14 protein-coding genes are annotated in these 17,991 nt (G+C 66.5%); 2 read left to right on the top strand and 12 right to left on the bottom strand.

Annotation, left to right across the window (positions count from 1 at the left end):
• Positions 1 to 5: 5 nt before the first annotated feature.
• The 10 genes from hslV to Herbaro_RS00980 form a co-directional block, all read right to left on the bottom strand.
• Positions 6 to 542, bottom strand: coding sequence for an ATP-dependent protease subunit HslV (hslV, locus tag Herbaro_RS01025; RefSeq protein ID WP_275011991.1), 537 nt, complete (start codon positions 540 to 542; stop codon positions 6 to 8).
• 300 nt (positions 543 to 842) lie between these two features.
• Entirely contained in the window at positions 843 to 4,535 is a 3,693-nt protein-coding gene (gene putA, locus Herbaro_RS01020; protein ID WP_275011990.1) for a trifunctional transcriptional regulator/proline dehydrogenase/L-glutamate gamma-semialdehyde dehydrogenase, read from the bottom strand.
• 179 nt (positions 4,536 to 4,714) lie between these two features.
• Entirely contained in the window at positions 4,715 to 5,758 is a 1,044-nt protein-coding gene (locus Herbaro_RS01015) for an acyltransferase family protein (RefSeq protein WP_275011989.1), read from the bottom strand.
• Between the two features lie 156 nt (positions 5,759 to 5,914).
• Positions 5,915 to 6,637 (bottom strand): ABC transporter ATP-binding protein, encoded by a 723-nt coding sequence (locus Herbaro_RS01010; protein ID WP_275011988.1) that lies wholly within the window; start codon positions 6,635 to 6,637, stop codon positions 5,915 to 5,917.
• A gap of 48 nt (positions 6,638 to 6,685) precedes the next feature.
• Positions 6,686 to 7,453 carry an ABC transporter ATP-binding protein gene (locus tag Herbaro_RS01005; RefSeq protein WP_275011987.1) on the bottom strand — a complete coding sequence of 256 codons (768 nt, stop codon included), beginning with the start codon at positions 7,451 to 7,453 and terminating at the stop codon, positions 6,686 to 6,688.
• Between the two features lie 12 nt (positions 7,454 to 7,465).
• Positions 7,466 to 8,680, bottom strand: coding sequence for an ABC transporter permease subunit (locus Herbaro_RS01000; protein WP_275011986.1), 1,215 nt, complete (start codon positions 8,678 to 8,680; stop codon positions 7,466 to 7,468).
• 149 nt (positions 8,681 to 8,829) lie between these two features.
• Positions 8,830 to 9,759, bottom strand: coding sequence for a branched-chain amino acid ABC transporter permease (locus Herbaro_RS00995; protein ID WP_275011985.1), 930 nt, complete (start codon positions 9,757 to 9,759; stop codon positions 8,830 to 8,832).
• Positions 9,760 to 9,940: 181 nt separating this feature from the next.
• Positions 9,941 to 10,879, bottom strand: coding sequence for a delta(1)-pyrroline-2-carboxylate reductase family protein (locus Herbaro_RS00990; RefSeq protein WP_275011984.1), 939 nt, complete (start codon positions 10,877 to 10,879; stop codon positions 9,941 to 9,943).
• A 27-nt stretch (positions 10,880 to 10,906) separates the two neighbouring features.
• On the bottom strand, positions 10,907 to 11,917 hold the full coding sequence (locus Herbaro_RS00985; protein ID WP_275011983.1) for a proline racemase family protein: 1,011 nt from the start codon (positions 11,915 to 11,917) through the stop codon (positions 10,907 to 10,909).
• A gap of 227 nt (positions 11,918 to 12,144) precedes the next feature.
• Complete coding sequence (locus tag Herbaro_RS00980) at positions 12,145 to 13,281, bottom strand: branched-chain amino acid ABC transporter substrate-binding protein (RefSeq protein ID WP_275011982.1); 1,137 nt, start codon at positions 13,279 to 13,281, stop codon at positions 12,145 to 12,147.
• Positions 13,282 to 13,634: 353 nt separating this feature from the next.
• On the opposite strand from Herbaro_RS00980, the gene Herbaro_RS00975 reads away from it, so the two are divergent.
• Entirely contained in the window at positions 13,635 to 14,099 is a 465-nt protein-coding gene (locus tag Herbaro_RS00975; protein ID WP_275011981.1) for an Lrp/AsnC ligand binding domain-containing protein, read from the top strand.
• 15 nt (positions 14,100 to 14,114) lie between these two features.
• On the opposite strand, the gene Herbaro_RS00970 is transcribed toward Herbaro_RS00975, so the two are convergent.
• The gene (locus Herbaro_RS00970) at positions 14,115 to 15,095 is read right to left on the bottom strand and encodes an AraC family transcriptional regulator (protein WP_275011980.1); all 981 of its coding nucleotides are present in this window, start codon (positions 15,093 to 15,095) and stop codon (positions 14,115 to 14,117) included.
• A 152-nt stretch (positions 15,096 to 15,247) separates the two neighbouring features.
• Between Herbaro_RS00970 and Herbaro_RS00965 the strand changes: the two genes are divergently transcribed.
• A complete protein-coding gene (locus tag Herbaro_RS00965; protein WP_275011979.1) occupies positions 15,248 to 15,781 on the top strand; it encodes a carboxymuconolactone decarboxylase family protein in 534 nt (177 codons plus the stop codon).
• 116 nt (positions 15,782 to 15,897) lie between these two features.
• Here Herbaro_RS00965 and Herbaro_RS00960 read toward each other — a convergent pair whose 3' ends face one another.
• Complete coding sequence (locus Herbaro_RS00960) at positions 15,898 to 17,934, bottom strand: TonB-dependent receptor (RefSeq protein WP_275011978.1); 2,037 nt, start codon at positions 17,932 to 17,934, stop codon at positions 15,898 to 15,900.
• Positions 17,935 to 17,991 lie beyond the last annotated feature (57 nt).

Here is a 17,991-nt window from a genome sequence, read left to right as displayed (position 1 = left end):
ACCACTTACTCCAGCGTCTCGATGATGTGGTTCAGGTTGGTGTAGATGCACAGCTCGCCGGCGATGGTCAGCGATTTCTTGACGACCTCGGCGGGCGACAGGTCGGTGTTCTCCTGCAGGGCCTTGGCGGCCGACTGCGCGTAGCTGCCGCCCGAGCCGATGGCGCCGATGCCGTCGTTGGGCTCCAGCACGTCGCCGTTGCCGGTGATGACCAGGGTGACGTCCTTGTCGGCGCACAGCAGCATCGCCTCCAGGCGGCGCAGCATGCGGTCGGTGCGCCAGTCCTTGGCCAGCTCGACGGAGGCGCGCATCAGGTTGCCCTGGTGCTTCTCCAGCTTGGCCTCGAACAGGTCGAGCAGCGTGAAGGCATCCGCGGTGCCGCCGGCGAAACCGACTAGGACCTTGCCGTGGTAGAGCTTGCGCACCTTGCGCGCGGTGCCCTTCATGACGATATTGCCGAGCGTCACCTGACCGTCGCCGCCCAGCGCGACCTGGTTGCCGCGACGGACGGAAAGGATGGTGGTGCCGTGAAATTGTTCCATGCTTGCCTCTGTTCAATATGTGCGTTGTGTCCTGCCTGCGGGCGGCGCTTGCGCCGGCCGGGAGAGCCGCGCCTGCCTGCCCGCGTTTTGTCGAGATGGGGTTGCTCGGGCGGATTGCAAGGCGCGGCCATTGCCGGAGGGTATTTTACGTCCGGCGCGGTCAAGCGCGGCCAAGCGGCCTTGGCGGCGTTCTGCGAAAAGCCACGGACGACGCGTCCCGACAGCCGTTGCCCCCGCAGGCAAGGGAGCACAAAAGAAAACGGGCGCCAAGGCGCCCGTCTCGAACAGCAAGGATGACGATTACACCGAGATCGTCATCAGGCTGGCATTGCCCCCCGCCGCCGTGGTGTTGACGCACAGGGCGCGCTCCGCCACCAGTCGCCAAAGCGGGATGACAACGTCCTCGCTGCACACCACCATCGGCACCAGCGCGCCTTCCCGCGCCGCCAGCCGCGCCCGCCACTCCAGCGCCAGATGGCTGTCCACCAGCGCCGCCTGCAAGGGCTCGCGCTCCAGCTGCGCAGCCTGGCGGATCGCCGCGCGCACCTGCGGCGGCAAGCCGGCCGGGATGAAGGCCGCGGTGGCGGCATCCACCAGCACGCTGTTGCCGGTCGCGAACGCCGCCGCCAACTGGTTGAACAGCGCGCCGACGCTGCCGGCCACGCACAGCACCAGGCCGCGCGCAGCGAAAGCCAGGGTGTTGCGCTCGCCGGTCGGACCGGGCAGAAGCAGGCTGCGCTGCAGCAGGCTGTCGCCGTGATAGCGGCGGCCGGCCGCGGCCAGGCGCTCATGGCCGTGGGTCTGCGCCCATTGCAGCAGGCTCTCCAGCAAGGCATTGGCCGGAGCGCCGGCGGCCGGCTGCGCGCGGGCAAGCTCGCCCAGCAGTTGCGGATTGCGCTGCAGGCGCTTCAGATAGAGCGGGCCGCCGGCCTTGGGACCGGTGCCCGACTTGCCCTCGCCGCCGAAGGGCTGCACGCCCACCACGGCGCCGACGATATTGCGGTTGACGTAGATATTGCCCACGTGCGCGCGCTGCGCCACGAAGTCGATGGTCTCATCGATGCGCGAGTGCACGCCCAGCGTCAGGCCGTAGCCGGTAGCGTTGATCGCGTCGACCAGCTGCGGCAGCTGTTCGCGGCGGTAGCGCAGCACGTGCAGCACCGGACCGAACACCTCGCGCTGCAGCTGCGAGAGGTCGTTGATCTCGATCACCGTGGGCGGCACGAAGGTGCCGTGCTCGCACTCAGGCCCCAGTGCCAGCTGGTGCACCGACTTGGCGCCGGCGCGCATGCGTTCGATGTGGCCCAGCAGGTTCTGGCGCGCCTCGGCGTCGATCACCGGGCCGATGTCGGTGGACAGGCGATCCGGACGGCCCACGCGCAGTTCGGCCATGGCGCCCCGGAGCATGTCCAGGGTGCGCTCGGCGATGTCTTCCTGCAGGCACAGCACGCGCAGCGCCGAGCAGCGCTGGCCGGCGCTGTCGAAGGCGGACGAGAGCACGTCCACCACCACCTGCTCGGCCAGGGCGCTGGAGTCGACGATCAGCGCGTTCTGGCCGCCGGTCTCGGCGATCAGCGGCACTTCGCCGTGCTCGCCGTTCTCTCCGTGATTGCGCTTGGCGAGGGTACGGTTGATCAGCTGCGCCACCTCGGTGGAGCCGGTGAAGATCACGCCCTTGACGCGCTCGTCCGAGGTCAGCGCGGCGCCGACGGTCTCGCCGCGGCCCGGCAACAGTTGCAGCGCGGCGCGCGGCACGCCGGCCTCGTGCAGCAATTGCACGGCGCGATGGGCGATCAGCGCGGTCTGCTCGGCCGGCTTGGCCAGCACCGTATTGCCGGCGGCCAGCGCGGCGCTGACTTCGCCCACGAAGATCGCCAGCGGGAAGTTCCACGGACTGATGCACACCACGGGGCCATAGGCCAGCGCGTTGCCGTCATGGCGCGAGGCGATGGCGTAGTAGCGCAGGAAGTCGACCGCCTCGCGCACCTCGGCGATGGCGTTGGGCAGCGACTTGCCGGCTTCGCGCACGGCCAGCGCCATCAGCTCGGCGATGTTGTCTTCCAGGAGGTCGGCCGCGCGCTCCAGCATGCGGGCGCGCTCGTCGGCCGGCGTGGCTTGCCATTGCGGCGCGAAGTCGGCGGCGGCGGCCAGCGCGGTCTCGACGTCGGGCAGCGCGGCCTCGATCACCCGGCCCACGGTCTCGCGACGGTCGGCCGGGTTCAGCACGGCCTGCGCCGCATCCGCGACGACCGGGCCGGCGATCAGCGGCGCGGCTTGCCACTGGCGTTCCACCATGCGGCCGAACAGCTGGTCCAGCTGGCGCAGGCGGTCTTCGTTGGAGAGGTCGATGCCTGATGAATTCTTGCGTTCCTGGCCGTACAGGCGCTGCGGCAGCGCGATGGCCGGATGCGGCAGGCCGCCCTGGGCGCGCACGGTCTCGATGGGGTCGGCGACCAGGCGCTCCAGCGGCACCTCGGCGTCGACGATCTGGTTCACGAACGAGGAGTTGGCGCCGTTCTCCAGCAGGCGGCGCACCAGATACGCCAGCAGCGTCTGGTGCGAGCCGACCGGTGCGTACACGCGGCAAGCCTTGCCGAGATTCTCCTGGCCCACCACCTGGTCGTACAGGGTCTCGCCCATGCCGTGCAGGCACTGGAATTCGTAGTCGTCCACGTTGTGCAGCTTGGCCCAGTGCCAGATCGCCGCCAGCGTTGCCGCGTTGTGGGTGGCGAACTGCGGGTAGATGACGTCGGTGGCGGCCAGCAGCTTCTGCGCGCAGGTCAGGTAGGACAAGTCGGTATGCACCTTGCGGGTGTAGACCGGATAGCCCTCCAGGCCATCCACCTGGGCGCGCTTGATCTCGCTGTCCCAGTAGGCGCCCTTGACCAGGCGGATCATCAGGCGACGCTTGTTGCGGCGGGCCAGGTCGACCAGGTAGTCGATCACGAAGGGGCAGCGCTTCTGGTAACCCTGCACCACGAAGCCGATGCCGTCGAAGCCGGCCAGGTCGGGATCGGCCGCCAGCACTTCCATCATGTCCAGCGACAGCTCCAGGCGGTCGGCTTCCTCGGCGTCGATGTTCAGGCCGATGTCGTATTGCTTGGCCAGCAGCAGCAGCTTCTTCAGGCGCGGCAGCAGCTCGCTCATCACGCGCGACTGCTGGGCGCGCGAATAGCGCGGGTGCAGCGCCGACAGCTTGACCGAGATGCCCGGGCCGTCCTTGATGCCACGGCCGTTGGAAGCGCGCCCGATGGCGTGGATCGCGTCTTCATACGATTGGTAGTAGGCGTCGGCGTCGTGCATGGTCAGCGCCGCCTCGCCCAGCATGTCGTAGGAATAGCGATAGCCGCGCTTCTCGTTCTCGCGGCTGTTGTCGAGCGCTTCGGCGATGGTCTGGCCGGTCACGAACTGGTTGCCCAGCATGCGCATGGCCAGGTCCACTCCCTTGCGGATCAGCGGCTCGCCGCCGCGCCCGATCAGGCGCGTGATGGCCGAGCCCAGGCTGCTTTCGCTGCTGGTCGAGACCAGCTTGCCGGTGATCAGCAGGCCCCAGGTGGCGGCATTGACGAACAACGACGGCGACTCGCCCAGGTGCTTGCGCCAGTCGCCGCGGCTGATCTTGTCTGCGATCAGGCGATCCGCGGTCTGGCGGTCGGGAATGCGCAGCAACGCTTCGGCCAGGCACATCAGCGCCACGCCTTCTTCCGAGGACAGCGAGAATTCATGCATCAGCGCATCCACGCCCGAGGAGCGGGTGCGCTTCTCGCGCACTTGCCGCACCAGCTTGCCGGCCAGCGCCTGGGTCTGCTCCTGCCAGGAGGGAGCGTTGCCGACCTGTCCCAGCAGCCATTGCACGGCGTCCGGTTCGTCGCGGCGATAGGCGGCGGTGATGGCGGCGCGCAGCGCGGCGGGCGCGTGCATGACTTCAGCATGGAAATCGCCGAACGGCAAACCGGCGGGGGAAGTGGGTGCGGAGGGAGCGGCGGTGGTCATGACTGGCCTGGAATCTCAATAGGAAACGGTAATTGGAAGGTTTTTCGCACCCGGATTCTATGTGGGATCAACCAATATTAATTCTGTATTTATGGCATATATCCAATATTTAATTTGGTAAATAAAAATATCAAGGAATTAAATTCGACTCCATTTTGCCGATGGGACGGTTTTCCAGCTCAGCCGCGCGTTGCCCGGCGATGCCCGCCCAGCGCCGCGAGATCAGGGGCCGAACCCAGCAGCAGCGCCCTGCTCCAGGTCCACCTGAGGCTTGCGCGATACAGCAGCCAGCTGCCGCCCAGGCCCGCCGCCACGCGCAGCAGACGGTACTGCTCGCCCAGCAGCGCCGCCAGCCCCATGGTAAACACCATGTGCATGAACATGATGACGAAGGCGGCCCGGCCGAGTTCCGCCAGCCAGCGCGCCAGGGCGGGTCGGCTGGCGTCGATCCGGCGCGCCGCGCGCATCATGCACACGCAGCAGGCCAGCGCCGCGGCGAAGCTCAGGACCGGCACGCCGTATTGCGTGACCTTCATGTCGTAGCCCAGGCTCAGGCGCCAGCCGGCGTAGTGGTTGACCGTCACCGCAACCAACCCGAGCGCGGCCACCGTTGCGGCGGGGCGATACAGACGCCCGGGCTCACGCATCCGGCCGAACCGATAGCCGGCATGGAAGATCGGCGCGGCCGCCAGCGCCACATTGACGGCAAACGGCACCTGCAGGCCCGGCGCCAGATGCGCATTGGCATATGCCAGCGCCAGCATCGCCGCGTGCAGCCAAAGCAGCGTGGCGCGCGAACAGCGGCCGACCAGCGCCGCCTCGATCGCCAGCACCGCGTAGAAGGACGTCACGAACCAGAATGCCGCCAGCCAGGCCGACAGGCGGCTGCCTCCCAGCAGCAGGTTGCCGGCAAAGCCGAGCAACGCGGCCGTGTCGCGCGGGTTCTTCATGTAGAGGCTGATCGCCAGTGGAATGCCGATGGCCAGCAGGAACATCGCATAGGGAATCAGCAGCTGCGCCGCCTTGCGCCGGCAAAACGCCGCGGGTGAAGCCACCGGGCGAAACAGGTAACCGCTGATGAAGAAGAACAGCGGCATGTGGAACAGGAAGATGAGCTCGAAGCTGTAGCCGCCATAGACGTGACCCCACACCACCAGCGCGATGCCGATGCCGCGGTAGACGTCTATCCAGCGTTCTCTTTGCAGGGGCGGTTGCCGGGGCATGGCGGGCGGCTTGCGGGCGAGTGGGCGATATCCAAGGGACAGCGGCCACGGGCTGGGAGTTCTGCGATACCTTCGCCATCGCTTGACGACGCTGCGGCAATAAAAAAGCCGCATGCGAGCATGCGGCCTTCGGGTATTGCGATGCGCAGGAGAAGCTCAGCCTTCCCCGAGATAAGCCGCCTTCACCCGCGGATCATCCAGCATCTGCCTGGCCTCGCCGTTCATGGTGATCAGCCCCGACTCCATCACATAGCCGCGGTGCGCCGCCTCCAGCGCCAGCTTGGCGTTCTGCTCCACCAAGAGGATCGTGATCCCCTGCGCCGACACATTGCGGATCACCTCGAAGATCTTCTCCACCATGATCGGCGACAGGCCCATCGACGGTTCGTCCAGCAGCAGCAGCGTCGGATGGCTCATCAGCGCGCGCGCCATGGCCAGCATCTGCTGCTCCCCGCCCGACAGGGTGCCCGCCATCTGCGCCGCGCGTTCCTTCAAGCGCGGGAAAACCTCGAACCACTTGTCGATGTCGGCTTGTATTTGCCCCTTGTCATCGCTGGTGTAGGCGCCCATCAACAGGTTTTCCTGGATGCTCATGCGCGTGAAGACCCCGCGACCTTCCGGCACCATCGCCAGCTTGTCCTTGACCAGCTCGAAGGACTTCTTGCCCTTCAGGCCCTGCCCCAGGTATTCGATATGGCCGTCCACCTTGCTGCTGGGCAGCGTGCCGGTGATGGCTTTGAGGGTCGTGGTCTTGCCCGCGCCGTTGGCGCCGATCAGCGTCACCAGTTCGCCTTCGTTCACTTCCAGGCTGATGCCCTTCACGGCCTGGATGCCGCCGTAGGCCACCGACAGGTTTTCAACTTTAAGAATATTCGTCATCGCTTTTCAATCTCGAATAATGTTCTGACTAATCTGTGGCATGCAACGTCAATGGCCGGCGCCCAGGTAGGCCTCGATCACGGCCGGGTTCTTCTGCACATCCGCCGGCACGCCCTCGGCAATCGGCTTGCCGTAGTCCAGCACCGTGATGCGGTTGCACAGGCCCATCATCAGTTTCACATCGTGTTCGATCAATAGGATCGTCTTGCCTTCGGCCTGGATCTTCACCAGCAGCTCGCGCAGGCCCAGCTTCTCGGTGGCGTTCATGCCCGCCGCCGGTTCGTCCAGCGCCAGCAGTTGCGGGTCGGTCGCCAGCGCCCGGGCGATCTCCAGGCGCCGCTGGTCGCCGTACGACAGGTGGCGCGCGGTGCGCTTGGCGAACTGGCCGATGCCCACGAAGTCCAGCAGCTGCTGCGACTTGGCGCGGATCGCCGCTTCCTCTTCGCGCGCCGCCTTGTGGCGGAACACCGCCCCGAAGACGTTCTGTTTGGTGCGCACGTGGCAGCCCACCATCACGTTCTCCAGCACCGTCATCTCGCCGAACAGGCGGATGTTCTGGAAGGTGCGCGCAATGCCGGCCTTGGCCACTTCGTGCGGCGCGCTCGGGCTATACGGCTTGCCGTCCAGCTCGAAGCTGCCGGTGTCGGGCTGGTACAGCCCGGTGATGACGTTGAAGAAGGTGGTCTTGCCGGCGCCGTTGGGGCCGATCAGGCCGTAGATCTGGCCGCGTTCGATCGTGATGCCCACGCCGTTCAAGGCCTGCAGGCCGCCGAAGCGCTTGCTCACGTCGCGGATCTTGAGCAGTGTCTGTGTCATGTGATGTGCTCCTTATGCCTTGACTTCGCCGGTGCTGCCCACCGACGCGTGATCCGCTTCCGGACGGTCTTCATGCCGCGGCGAGGGCCACAGGCCTGCCGGGCGCGTCAGCATGATCACCACCATGGCCAGGCCGTAGAGCAGCTGGCGCAGCACTTCGGCGTCGATCCAGACCTTGCCGAAGATGGCCATCTGCAGCGGCTCCACCACGTGGCGCAGCACTTCCGGCAGCGCCGCCAGGATCACCCCGCCCAGCACCACGCCGGGGATGTGGCCGATGCCGCCCAGCACCACCATGGCCAGCACCGCGATGGACTCGGTCAGCGAGAACGATTCCGGCGACACGAAGCCCTGGAAGGCGCCGAACATGGCGCCCGAGACGCCGCCGAAGGACGCGCCCATGGCGAACGCCAGCAGCTTGACGTTGCGGGTGTTGATGCCCATCGCCTTGGCGGCGATCTCATCCTCGCGGATCGCCACCCAGGCGCGGCCCAGGCGCGAGTCCTGCAGCCGCACCGAGAAGAAGATCACGCCGATGCACAACAGCAGGAACAGGAAGTAGTAGGCGTTCACCGAGGGCGTGCTCATGCCGAAGATCTTGACCATCGAGCCCGAACCCGGCTCGCCGGCCAGCGACACCCCGAACACCCGGATCGGGTCGATCAGGTTGATCCCCTGCGGGCCGTTGGTGATGTTCACCGGCGCGTTCAGGTTGTTCATGAAGATGCGGATGATCTCGCCGAAGCCCAGCGTCACGATGGCCAGGTAGTCGCCGCGCAGCTTCAGGGTCGGCGCGCCCAGCAACGCCCCGAACAGCGCCGCGAACAGGCCCGACACCGGCACGATCAGCCACAGCGACAGGTGGATGCCGTTCTGCACGATCTCCGGCCCGCACACCCACACCAGGAAGTTGCCCACCGCCGGGTAGGTGTTGACGAAGGATTCGATCACCGCCGCAAACTGCGGCGAGGCCAGCAGGCCCGCCGTGTACGCGCCGATGGCGTAGAAGGCGATGTAGCCCAGGTCCAGCAGGCCGGCAAAGCCCACCACCACGTTCAGGCCCAGCGCCAGCATGATGTACAGCAGGGCGATGTCCATGATGCGCACCCAGGAGTTGCCGAACTGCTGCGCGATGAAGGGGAACACGATCATCAGCGCCAGCAGCACCAGCAGGCTGGTCCTGGCTTGCGCCGGGTTGCGTTTCATGTCGAAGGATAGGAGAGCCATATTGGTTTCCGATTCAATAAATAAGTAAGCTACCTGTCGTCCCTGCGAAAGCAGGGACCCAGTGTCGTTTCAATGTCTTGACGGCGCTCGCCTTTCGCCACTGACGTCACTGGGTTCCTGCTTGCGCAGGAACGACGGCTTGTTCTTGATCAGGCGCGGTCTGCGACTCGCTCACCCATGATGCCGGACGGACGCAGCGTGAGCACGATGATCAGCACGATGAAGGCGAAGATGTCCTGGTAGTTGCTGCCCAGGAAGTCGCCCGTCAGGTCGCCGATGTAACCCGCGCCCAGGCTCTCGATCAGCCCCAGCAAGATGCCGCCCAGCATGGCGCCGTAGATGTTGCCGATGCCGCCCAGCACCGCCGCCGAGAACGCCTTCAAGCCCGGCACGAAGCCCATGGCGAACTGCGCCGTCGAGTAGTTGGCCGCCCACATCACCCCGGCAATGGCCGCCAGGCCCGCGCCGATGGCGAACGTCACCACGATCACCTTGTTCGAATCCACCCCCATCAAGCCCGCAATGCGCGGGTTCTCCGCCGTGGCCCGCATGGCGCGCCCCATCTTGGTCTTCTCCACCACCAGCACCAACCCCACCATGGCCAGCACCGCCAGCGCCAGCAGCATGATCTGCGTGGGCGAAATCAGCGCCCCGGCGATATGCACCGGATCCGACGGCATCACCTGCGGGAACGGCAAGGGGCTGCGGCCCCAGATCATCATGGCGATGGTCTGCAACAGGATCGACACGCCGATGGCCGTGATCAAGGGCGCCAGCCGCGGCGCGTTGCGCAGCGGACGATACGCCACCCGCTCGATGACCAGGCTGACCACGATGCACACCGGAATGGCGCCCACGATGGCGATGATCAATTGCACGATCCCCGGCAACTGCGGCGCCACGTTCTGCACCAGCTTGAGCAGCGAGAGGCCCACCATCGCCCCCACCATCAGGATGTCCCCGTGCGCAAAGTTGATCAGGTTCAGCACGCCGTACACCATCGTGTAACCCAATGCGATCAGCGCGTACATGCTGCCCAGCACCAGGCCGTTGATGATCTGCTGGATGAAAATGTCCATGAGTCTGTCTCCTCTGTCTCTTTACGGTCGGACCGGAGGCCGGACGATGTGGTTGCCTGCGCCTTGTGGACGACGCTGCGGTGTGGTGGTCATTGCATTCTCCCTGTTGTGCCCAAGTGTGCTGCCGGTTTGCTGCTGATAAGAAAAGAGCGCGAACCAGGTTCGCGCTCCGTCAATGGGGTCATGCGGCCAGCGACGCTCGCATCACGCGCGCCGCGGCCAGGTCCCAGGAGGCCTGGCCCACGGTCTTGAAGACCGGCAGCGCGCCGTTGCGCACCAGCGCGGCGGCCGCGGTCTTGCCCGAGAGCACGTCGCCGATGGCGCTCACGCCGTTCCAGTCCACCTTGGCCTGGATCAGGTCGCCGGCCTCGTGCTGCGCGCCGCCCAGATCGTCGACCACGATGGCGCGCGCATGCAGCAGCGAGGCCGGGAATTCGACCATGTCGGGCTTGAAGGCGCCCACGCCGATGGCCAGCGTGTCGGGCGCGACCTGCTCGGGGATGACGGCGCTGCGCGAGGTGGTCAGCGCGATCAGCACGTCGGTATGCGGCAGGTCGCGCGCCAGCAGTTCGGTGGGCAGCGGGCTGGCGACGGCGTGCGGATGGCGCGCGCACAGGTCGCTGCAGAAGGCCTGGGTGCGCGGCAGGTCGCGCGCGGCGATCCAGAACTGGGTGACGCCGAAGAACTCGGCCAGGGCGTCGGCATGCGCCGCGGCCTGCACGCCGGTGCCGATCAGCAGCGCCGAGCGCGGCGCGCGCGGCAGCAAGGTCTTGATGCCCAGCATGGTCATGGCGGCGGTGCGGCGGCCGGTGACGGTGGGGCCGTCCATGAGCGCGATGCGACGGCCGGTATGCGTCTCGAAGGCCACCACCTCGCCCTGGATGGCGGGCAGGCCGTGCCGGCCGTTGTCGGCGTGCACGGTGATCAGCTTGGTCACCGAGAGGTCGTCGGCGATCGCCGGCATGCTCAGCAGCACGCTGGCCGGGTCGATCGGCACCACCTGGCGCTCGGGCGCGCGGATGCGGCCGGAGACGAACTCCTGCGCGGCGGTCTCAAGCGCGGCGACCAGTTTGGCGTAGGGCAGCGCGGCGGCGGTTTGCTGTGCGTCCAGGATGTGCATGGCGTGTCCTTGATGTCCGGCGCCGGCTCAGCGCAGGAAGAAACCGGTGGGGAAGGGATCGGACTCTTCCAGCACCCACTGGTTGGTGCTCATGATGTGGGCGTGGCCGCTGACCTCGGTGAGCGCGCCGTCGAATTCGCCAACCTTGACGGGCGCGGTCACGCGCACGCCGAAGTTGCTGCCGACGATGCTGCCGTTGACGTAGTTCTGGCCCAGCGCCAGCCGCCCGCGCAGGAACAGCTGCGCGGCGCGGCCGGAGGTGCCGGTGCCGGTGGGCGAACGGTCCACTTCGCGGTCGGCGAAGATGCACACGTTGGACTGGTCGGCGCCGGGGAAATTGGGTTCGCTGTCGACGATGGTGCCGTACAGGGTATTGAGGCCCGGCTCCAGCGGATGCTGGATGTCGACCTTGGCGATCACTGCGGCCTTGGTTTCGGCGCCCAGCTGGATCAGCTGGCGCACCAGCTCCGGCTTGACGGTGAGCTTGGCCTGCCGGGCGTTGATGTAATAGTAAAAGGCGCCGCCGAAGACGATGTCGCCGGTGATCTTGCCGAAGCTGGGCGTGTCGACCTCGACGTCGCGCCGATAGATGAAGGCCGGCACGTTGTTGAAGCTCACGCGCCCGGCGCGCTTGCCGTCCCACTCGACGAAGGCCTCGATGAAGCCGGCCGGGGCGTCGAAGCAGATGCGCGTGACCGGCGCCACCGGTTCGACGTAGCCCATCTCGACCAGCACCTTGCCCAGGGCGATGATGCCGTGGCCGCACATGTCGCTGTAGCCTTCGTTGTGGATGAAGATGACGCCGAAGTCGGCGCCCGCGGTGACCGGCGGCAGCAGGTAGGCGCCATACATGTCGGCGTGGCCGCGCGGTTCGTTCATCAGGAACTGGCGCAAGTCGTCGCGATGCTCTTTCAGCCAAGCGCGCTGCTGCAGGATCGGGCCGGCCGGGATCTTGGGCAGGCCGGACACCACGATGCGCAGCGGCTCCCCGCCGGTATGGGCGTCGATGGTCTGGACGGTGCGGGTATAGCTGAGCATAGTATTCCTTCTAACTTCCGAGTATTTTTTGCCGCTGCGGCCGAGGCGACAGGGTACCACCTTGGGACGCCGGGCGACCGCGGGCAAACGCTCTCCCGCCACCGGACGAAGCCGGCAGGAAAAACTGCAACGGGAGGGAGTGCGGACAGGCGGCGCCGGCCGCCTGCCGCCCCGCCGGCTGCGGCCGGACGGGGCGATGGATCAGGCGATGACAGGCCGGGGGCCGATCAGTAGCTGGTCAGCGGAACCGGCAGGCCGTTCTTGAAGCGGTACACGGTCACCGGGGATTGCTTCAGGTCGTGGTTGGCGTCGAAGTCGTACTGGCCGGCCACACCCTTGTAGCTGATCTTGGCCAGGGCCGGGCCGAACTGCTTGGGCTCGACCGAGTTGGCGTCCTTCATGGCCTGGGCGATCAGCATCATGCCGTCGTAGAACGACACGGCGTAGGTTTCCGCGGGACGGCCGAACTTCTTCTGGTAGTCGTCGGCGAAGATCTTGCCTTCCTTGGCCTTGTCCAGCATGGTGCCGCCTTGGGTACAGTAGACCGACTCGCCGATGGCGTCGCCGCCCAGGCGGCCCATTTCCGGCGAGCAGATGCCGTCGCCGCCCATGAGCACGACGTCGATGCCCAGCTGCTTCATCTGGCGCTTGATCGGGCCGCCTTGGGGAGCGTAGCCGCCGATGAACACGGCGTCGGGCTTCTTGCCCTTGATGGAGGTCAGGATGGCGGTGAAGTCGGTCGCCTTGTCGTTGGTGAAGTCCTTGCTGACCACTTCCAGGCCGTTGGCCTTGGCGACCTTGCTGAACTCCTCGGCCAGGCCCTGGCCGTAGGCGGTGCGGTCGTCGATCACCGAGACGCGCTTGAGCTTGAGCTCCTTGGCGGCGTACAGGGCCATCTTGCCGCCCAGCTGGCTGTCGCTGGCGGCGACGCGGAACAGGGTGGCGAAACCTTGCTGGGTGATCTTGGGATTGGAGGCCACGGTGGCAACCACGATGCCGGCGTCATTGAACACGCGCGAAGCGGGGATGGTCACGCCCGAGTTGTAGGGACCGACGATGGCCTTGATGCCCTGGTCGGCCAGCTTCTGCGCGGCGGCCACGCCCGACTTCGGGTCGGCCTGGTCGTCTTCGGCGATCACTTCGAACTTGATCTTCTTGCCGCCGACGGTGATGGGCTGCGCATTCAGGCGCTCGACGGCCATCGTCAGGCCGCCCTGGTTGTCCTTGCCGGCCGATGCCTGCGGACCGGTCAGCGGGCTGGAGAAGCCGATCTTGACCACCTGGGTTTCCTGCGCCATGGCGAACGCGGGGATGAGCGCCAGCGAAGCGGCGATGATGTTGAGTCCGGAGACGCGCTTGAACATGTGGGTGTTTCCTCTCTTCTAGAAAGTCAGACTGCGGGTGATTGGTTAAAACGCTGGAAAAGCAGGATATGCGCCACCCCGGTCCCAGTGGGACGCGAGGCCGCGGTTCCGTCGATGCTGTACTGGCTGCGCCGTTGCAGGTACGAACATATAAAACTCGTAAAAGAAATTCCGGAAATGCTGCTGTCATCCGCGCAAGCGCGCCGCCGTTGGCGCGCCATGCCCGCATTACGTTGTATTTTTTATGAGGGAGGATTCTATTTACTCTTCCCTGATATTAGGCGTGTTTATTGCCTTTATAATCAGAATTAAATTCTCTTTAAAATTATTTTACTGAATAAAATTCAGAAACCATGGCTACGCTCGACAAGATCAGCAAGAAAATTCTGGCGGAACTGCAAAACGATGGCCGCATCAGCAACGTCGACCTAGCCGCGCGCGTGAACCTGTCGCCCGCCGCTTGCCTGGAACGGGTGCGCAAGCTGCAGGAGGCCGGCTATATCCTGGGCTATGCCGCGCAGTTGAATCCCGAGCTGCTGGACGTGTCGTTGCTGGTGTTCATCGAGGTGGTGCTGGACCGCACCACGCCGGACGTCTTCGCCGAGTTCAAGAAGAGCGTGCAGAGCATTCCCGAGATCATGGAGTGCCACATGGTGGCGGGCGGCTTCGACTACCTGGTCAAGTCGCGCGTCAAGGACATGAACGCCTATCGCGAATTCCTCGGCAAGTCGCTGCTGCAGTTGAAGGGCGTGCGCGAGACCCACACCTACGCGGTGATGGAAGAAGTGAAGAACACCATCCGCCTGCCGATCCGCTGATCCCCGCCTCCGCCCTCAGGCGCCCGGCGCGGGGTCGGCATCCCCTGCACCGCCGCGCAGCCGGCGCCGGTAAGCGCCGGGCCCGATCCCGCTGTATTTCTTGAACACCCGGTTGAACGCCGCTTCCGACTGGTAGCCCACCGCTTCGCCGATCTCGGCCGTTCCCATCTTGCCGTAGGCCAGCAACCTGGCCGCCTGGGCCATGCGCAGCTGCTGCAGCATGTCGCCCGGCGTGGCCCCGCCGACCTCGCGGAACTGGCGCGCGAAGGTGGCGCGCGAGAGATGGCAGGCCGCGGCCAGGCGCTCCAGCGGCCACTCGTCCTGGGGCGCATCCAGCATGGCCTGGACCGCCCGTTGCAGGCGCGGATGCGCCAGCAGCGCCAGCAAACCCGGCTGGGGGCCGCCTTGCCCCAGCCAGGCGCGCATCGCCAACCCGAACAGCGCCGCGGCCAGGCCCGCCACCACCGCCTGCGCGCCCTCGCGCAGCGCGCCGCTGCCGTCGCTCCCGCCGCATTCGTCGCGCAGCAGCGTGGCCAACATGCGCAACCCATGTCCTTCTGGCAGTTCGTCGCCGCGCACCAGCACCACCTCCGGCATGGCCTGCATCAGGGCATTGGAGTGCGGTGATTCGAAATGAAATTGCCCGCACAGGAAATCGGACACCGGCTGCGCGCCACCGGCGGCGCCGTCGTTGACGTGCAGTTGCACCGGCGCCGCCGCATCGACCACCCGCACCGCCGCCGCGCGCTCGGGCGGCGCGGTATAGATGCCGTGGGCGGCGCCGCGCGCGAACAGCACCAGGTCGCCGGCCTGCAGCGCCAGCGGCGGCTGGCCGGCCACCTCGACCCAGGCGCGGCCTTCGAGAATGAAGTGATAGGGAGCCACGCCCAGCGCCAGGGCCTCGTTGCGCAGGTTCCAGGGCTCGCCGAAGCGACAGCGGATATCCAGCGCGGCGCGCACCGGGTGCAGGGACAGCAGGCGGCTCAAGGCATCCATATTTTTCGATCGATGAGATTTTTGAGCAATTTTAAGCGATTTAATGGCATTAAAAATTACATCGACTGGGCCTACAGTACGTCCATGCGCTGAACGAACAACGAACCACCGGCAATCCCGCCGCTGCGCGCCAACCCGTAAAGGAAAACATCATGCCCCGTCTCTCCACCCAACCGATCACCGAAGCCACCGGCCAGGCCGCCCAACTGTTCACTGCTATCAAGTCGGCGGCCGGCATGGTTCCCAACGCCTACGCCAACATGGGCATGCTCAGCCCGGTGGCGCTGGAATCCGTGCTGCACCTGGACGGCGCGCTGCGCAAGAGCAGCCTGTCGGCCAAGGAAATCGAAGCGGTCAAGCTGGCCGTCAGCGAAAAGGCCGGCTGCGATTACTGCCTGGCCGCCCATAGCCTGATGGGCAAGAAGGCCGGCCTGGACAACCAGGCCATCCTGGGCGCCCGTCATGGCCAGGCTACCGGCGACGACAAGCTGGACCTGCTGACCGAATTCGCGCGCAACCTGGTGGGCACCCGCGGCACCGTGGCCGCCGCGCTGGTCGAGCGCGTGCGTGCGGTCTACAGCGACGCCCAGATCGTCGACACCCTGCTGGCAGTGAGCGCCATCACCCTCACCAACCTGTTCAACCGCGTCAACGACACGGTGGTGGATTTCCCGCCGGCGGCGTAAGGCCCGCGCACCTCGCTGAAAAAAAAGCCCGGACCGCTTCGTGATGAAGCGGTCCGGGCCGTTTTTGCGGCACACCGGCAGGATCGCGGGAAGCAGCTGCGTCCCGCGTCCCTATCTTAGAAGCTGGTGCGCGCGCCGACGATGAAGTTGCGGCCGCCCAGCGGCACCGACTCCTTCAGCACCGAGGTGGACAGGCGAATGTCCTGGTTCAGCAGGTTGCGCGCCAACGCGAACCAGGTCAGCTTCACGCCATTGAGTTTCTGCGTGTACGACAGGTTGGCGTCGAGCTGGGTGTATGCCGGGGTCTCGTAGGTCTCGAACGAAGCCAGGCGATCCTGCTTCTGCGCGCGCAGCACCTTCACGCCGCCGGCCCACGGACCGGTCTTGTAGCCCAGCTCGGCGCCGTAGCGCGTGGCCGGCTGCAGGGGCAGGCTGCCGAGGTCGTCCAGCGTGCCGCGCGAGGTGTCGGCGAAGACCCGTCCGGAGATGCCTTCGCCGTTCCAGTTGTAGGTCAGCTCGGCTTCGGCGCCGCGGATGGTGGCGTTGCCCTGCGACCAGAAGCGCTGGGTGAATTCGCCGGTCGGATCCGGCGCGCCGGAGTCGTCCACCTGGCCGTTGGTGCGGCCGTAGATGAAGTTGTTCACCTTGTTGCGGAACAGGTTGCCCTTCCAGCGGAACAGGCCCTCGGTCTTTTGCAGCGTCAGCTCGATGTTGTGGGAGGTCTCCTTCTTCAGCTGGCCGTCGCCGATGTCGAAGGTGGCGGTCGATTCATGCGGGCCGTTGGAATACAGCTCCTCCACCGTCGGCGCGCGCTGCGCCAGCGAGTAGGTCAGGCCCAGGCCGTAGCCGGGTTGGAAACTCCACAACGCCCCGGCCGACCAGGACAGCAGGCTGAAGTCGCGCCCGGCCAGGCCGCTGGCGCTGTCCGGACGACGGTTCACGCTCTCGGCGCGCAGGCCGGCGCTGGCCAGTACCTGGCCGAACTGGCGCTCTTCCACCAGGAAGCCGGCGAAGGAGCTGGAGCGCGTCGGCGGGGTCAGCTCGGAGGCGCCGGTCGCGGCCGACAGCGCCGAGTAGTTGCCCTGCTCGGTCTGCACGCCGAAGGTGCCGCGCCAGCCGGCCAACGGCGCATGGGTCAGCTCCCAGCGGGTCTGCAGCACGCGGTTGCGGAACACCGTAGCGGGCGTGCCGTCCTCTTCCTTCTCGGTGTGGGTGTAGTCGGTGTAGCCGAACTTGAAGCGGAACTTCTCGATGCCGGCGAAGGGATTGTTGACCAGCGTGTCGATGTCGTAGCGGCTCTGGTGAAGGTCGATGAAGGACTTCTCGTCGGTGGGAATGCCATAGTGATCATCCATGGTCGCCGCCGACAGGCCCACGTAGCCCCAGTTGGCGACATAGGACGCGCCCACGCCGCCGCTGGTCTCGTGCGTGAACGAGTTGGGCAGGCGGCCCGAGGCGCTGGAAGCGTCGCCTTGCCTGGCGTTGCCCGGGATCTTGTAGTTGTCGGTGTCGCGGTAGTTGCCGTCCACGTGCAGGCCGATCTGGCCAGCCGAGGTGTCCAGCGAGAAGGAGCTGTTCTTCTCGCCATCCACCGTGCCGTAGCGTCCCTCGACGGTGCCGGTGGGCTTGCCGACCAGTTCGGTGGGAATGCGGTCGTTGACCACGTTGACCAGGCCGCCGATGGCGCCCGAGCCGTACAGCAGCGCCGCCGGACCGCGCAGGATCTCGATCTGGCGCGCGGTGGCGGCCTCGGTGGCGACCGCGTGGTCGTTGGAGACGGTGGAAACGTCGGACACGCCCATGCCGTTCTGCAGGATCATCACGCGCGGGCCTTCCATGCCGCGGATGATGGGGCGCGAGGCGCCGGCGCCGAAGGCCGAGGCCGACACGCCCAGCTCGGAGGACAGGGTGTCGCCCAGCGAATTGCCCAGTTTGTTCTTCAGTTCGTCACCGGCCAGCACCTTGGCCGGCGCCAGCACCTGCACGCTTTCGTCGGAAGCGAAGGGCGTGGCGGTGACGACGATGGGTTGCAGCGCGGGTTGCGCCGGCGCGGCGTCGCCGCCGGCGGAGATGGCCTGGGCCGAGGCGGAGACCGACCATGCCGACAAAGCGGAGACGACCGCGGCGGCGAGAAGTTGGCGTTGAAGTGCCATGTGAATTCCTTGTAGTACGCGAAGCGCCGCCCGCCGGTTCAGGGAGGGATGCGGGGG

It is taken from the genome of Herbaspirillum sp. WKF16, from assembly GCF_028993615.1.
Taxonomy (GTDB): domain Bacteria; phylum Pseudomonadota; class Gammaproteobacteria; order Burkholderiales; family Burkholderiaceae_D; genus Herbaspirillum.
This window is presented reverse-complemented; position numbering and strand designations above follow the sequence as displayed.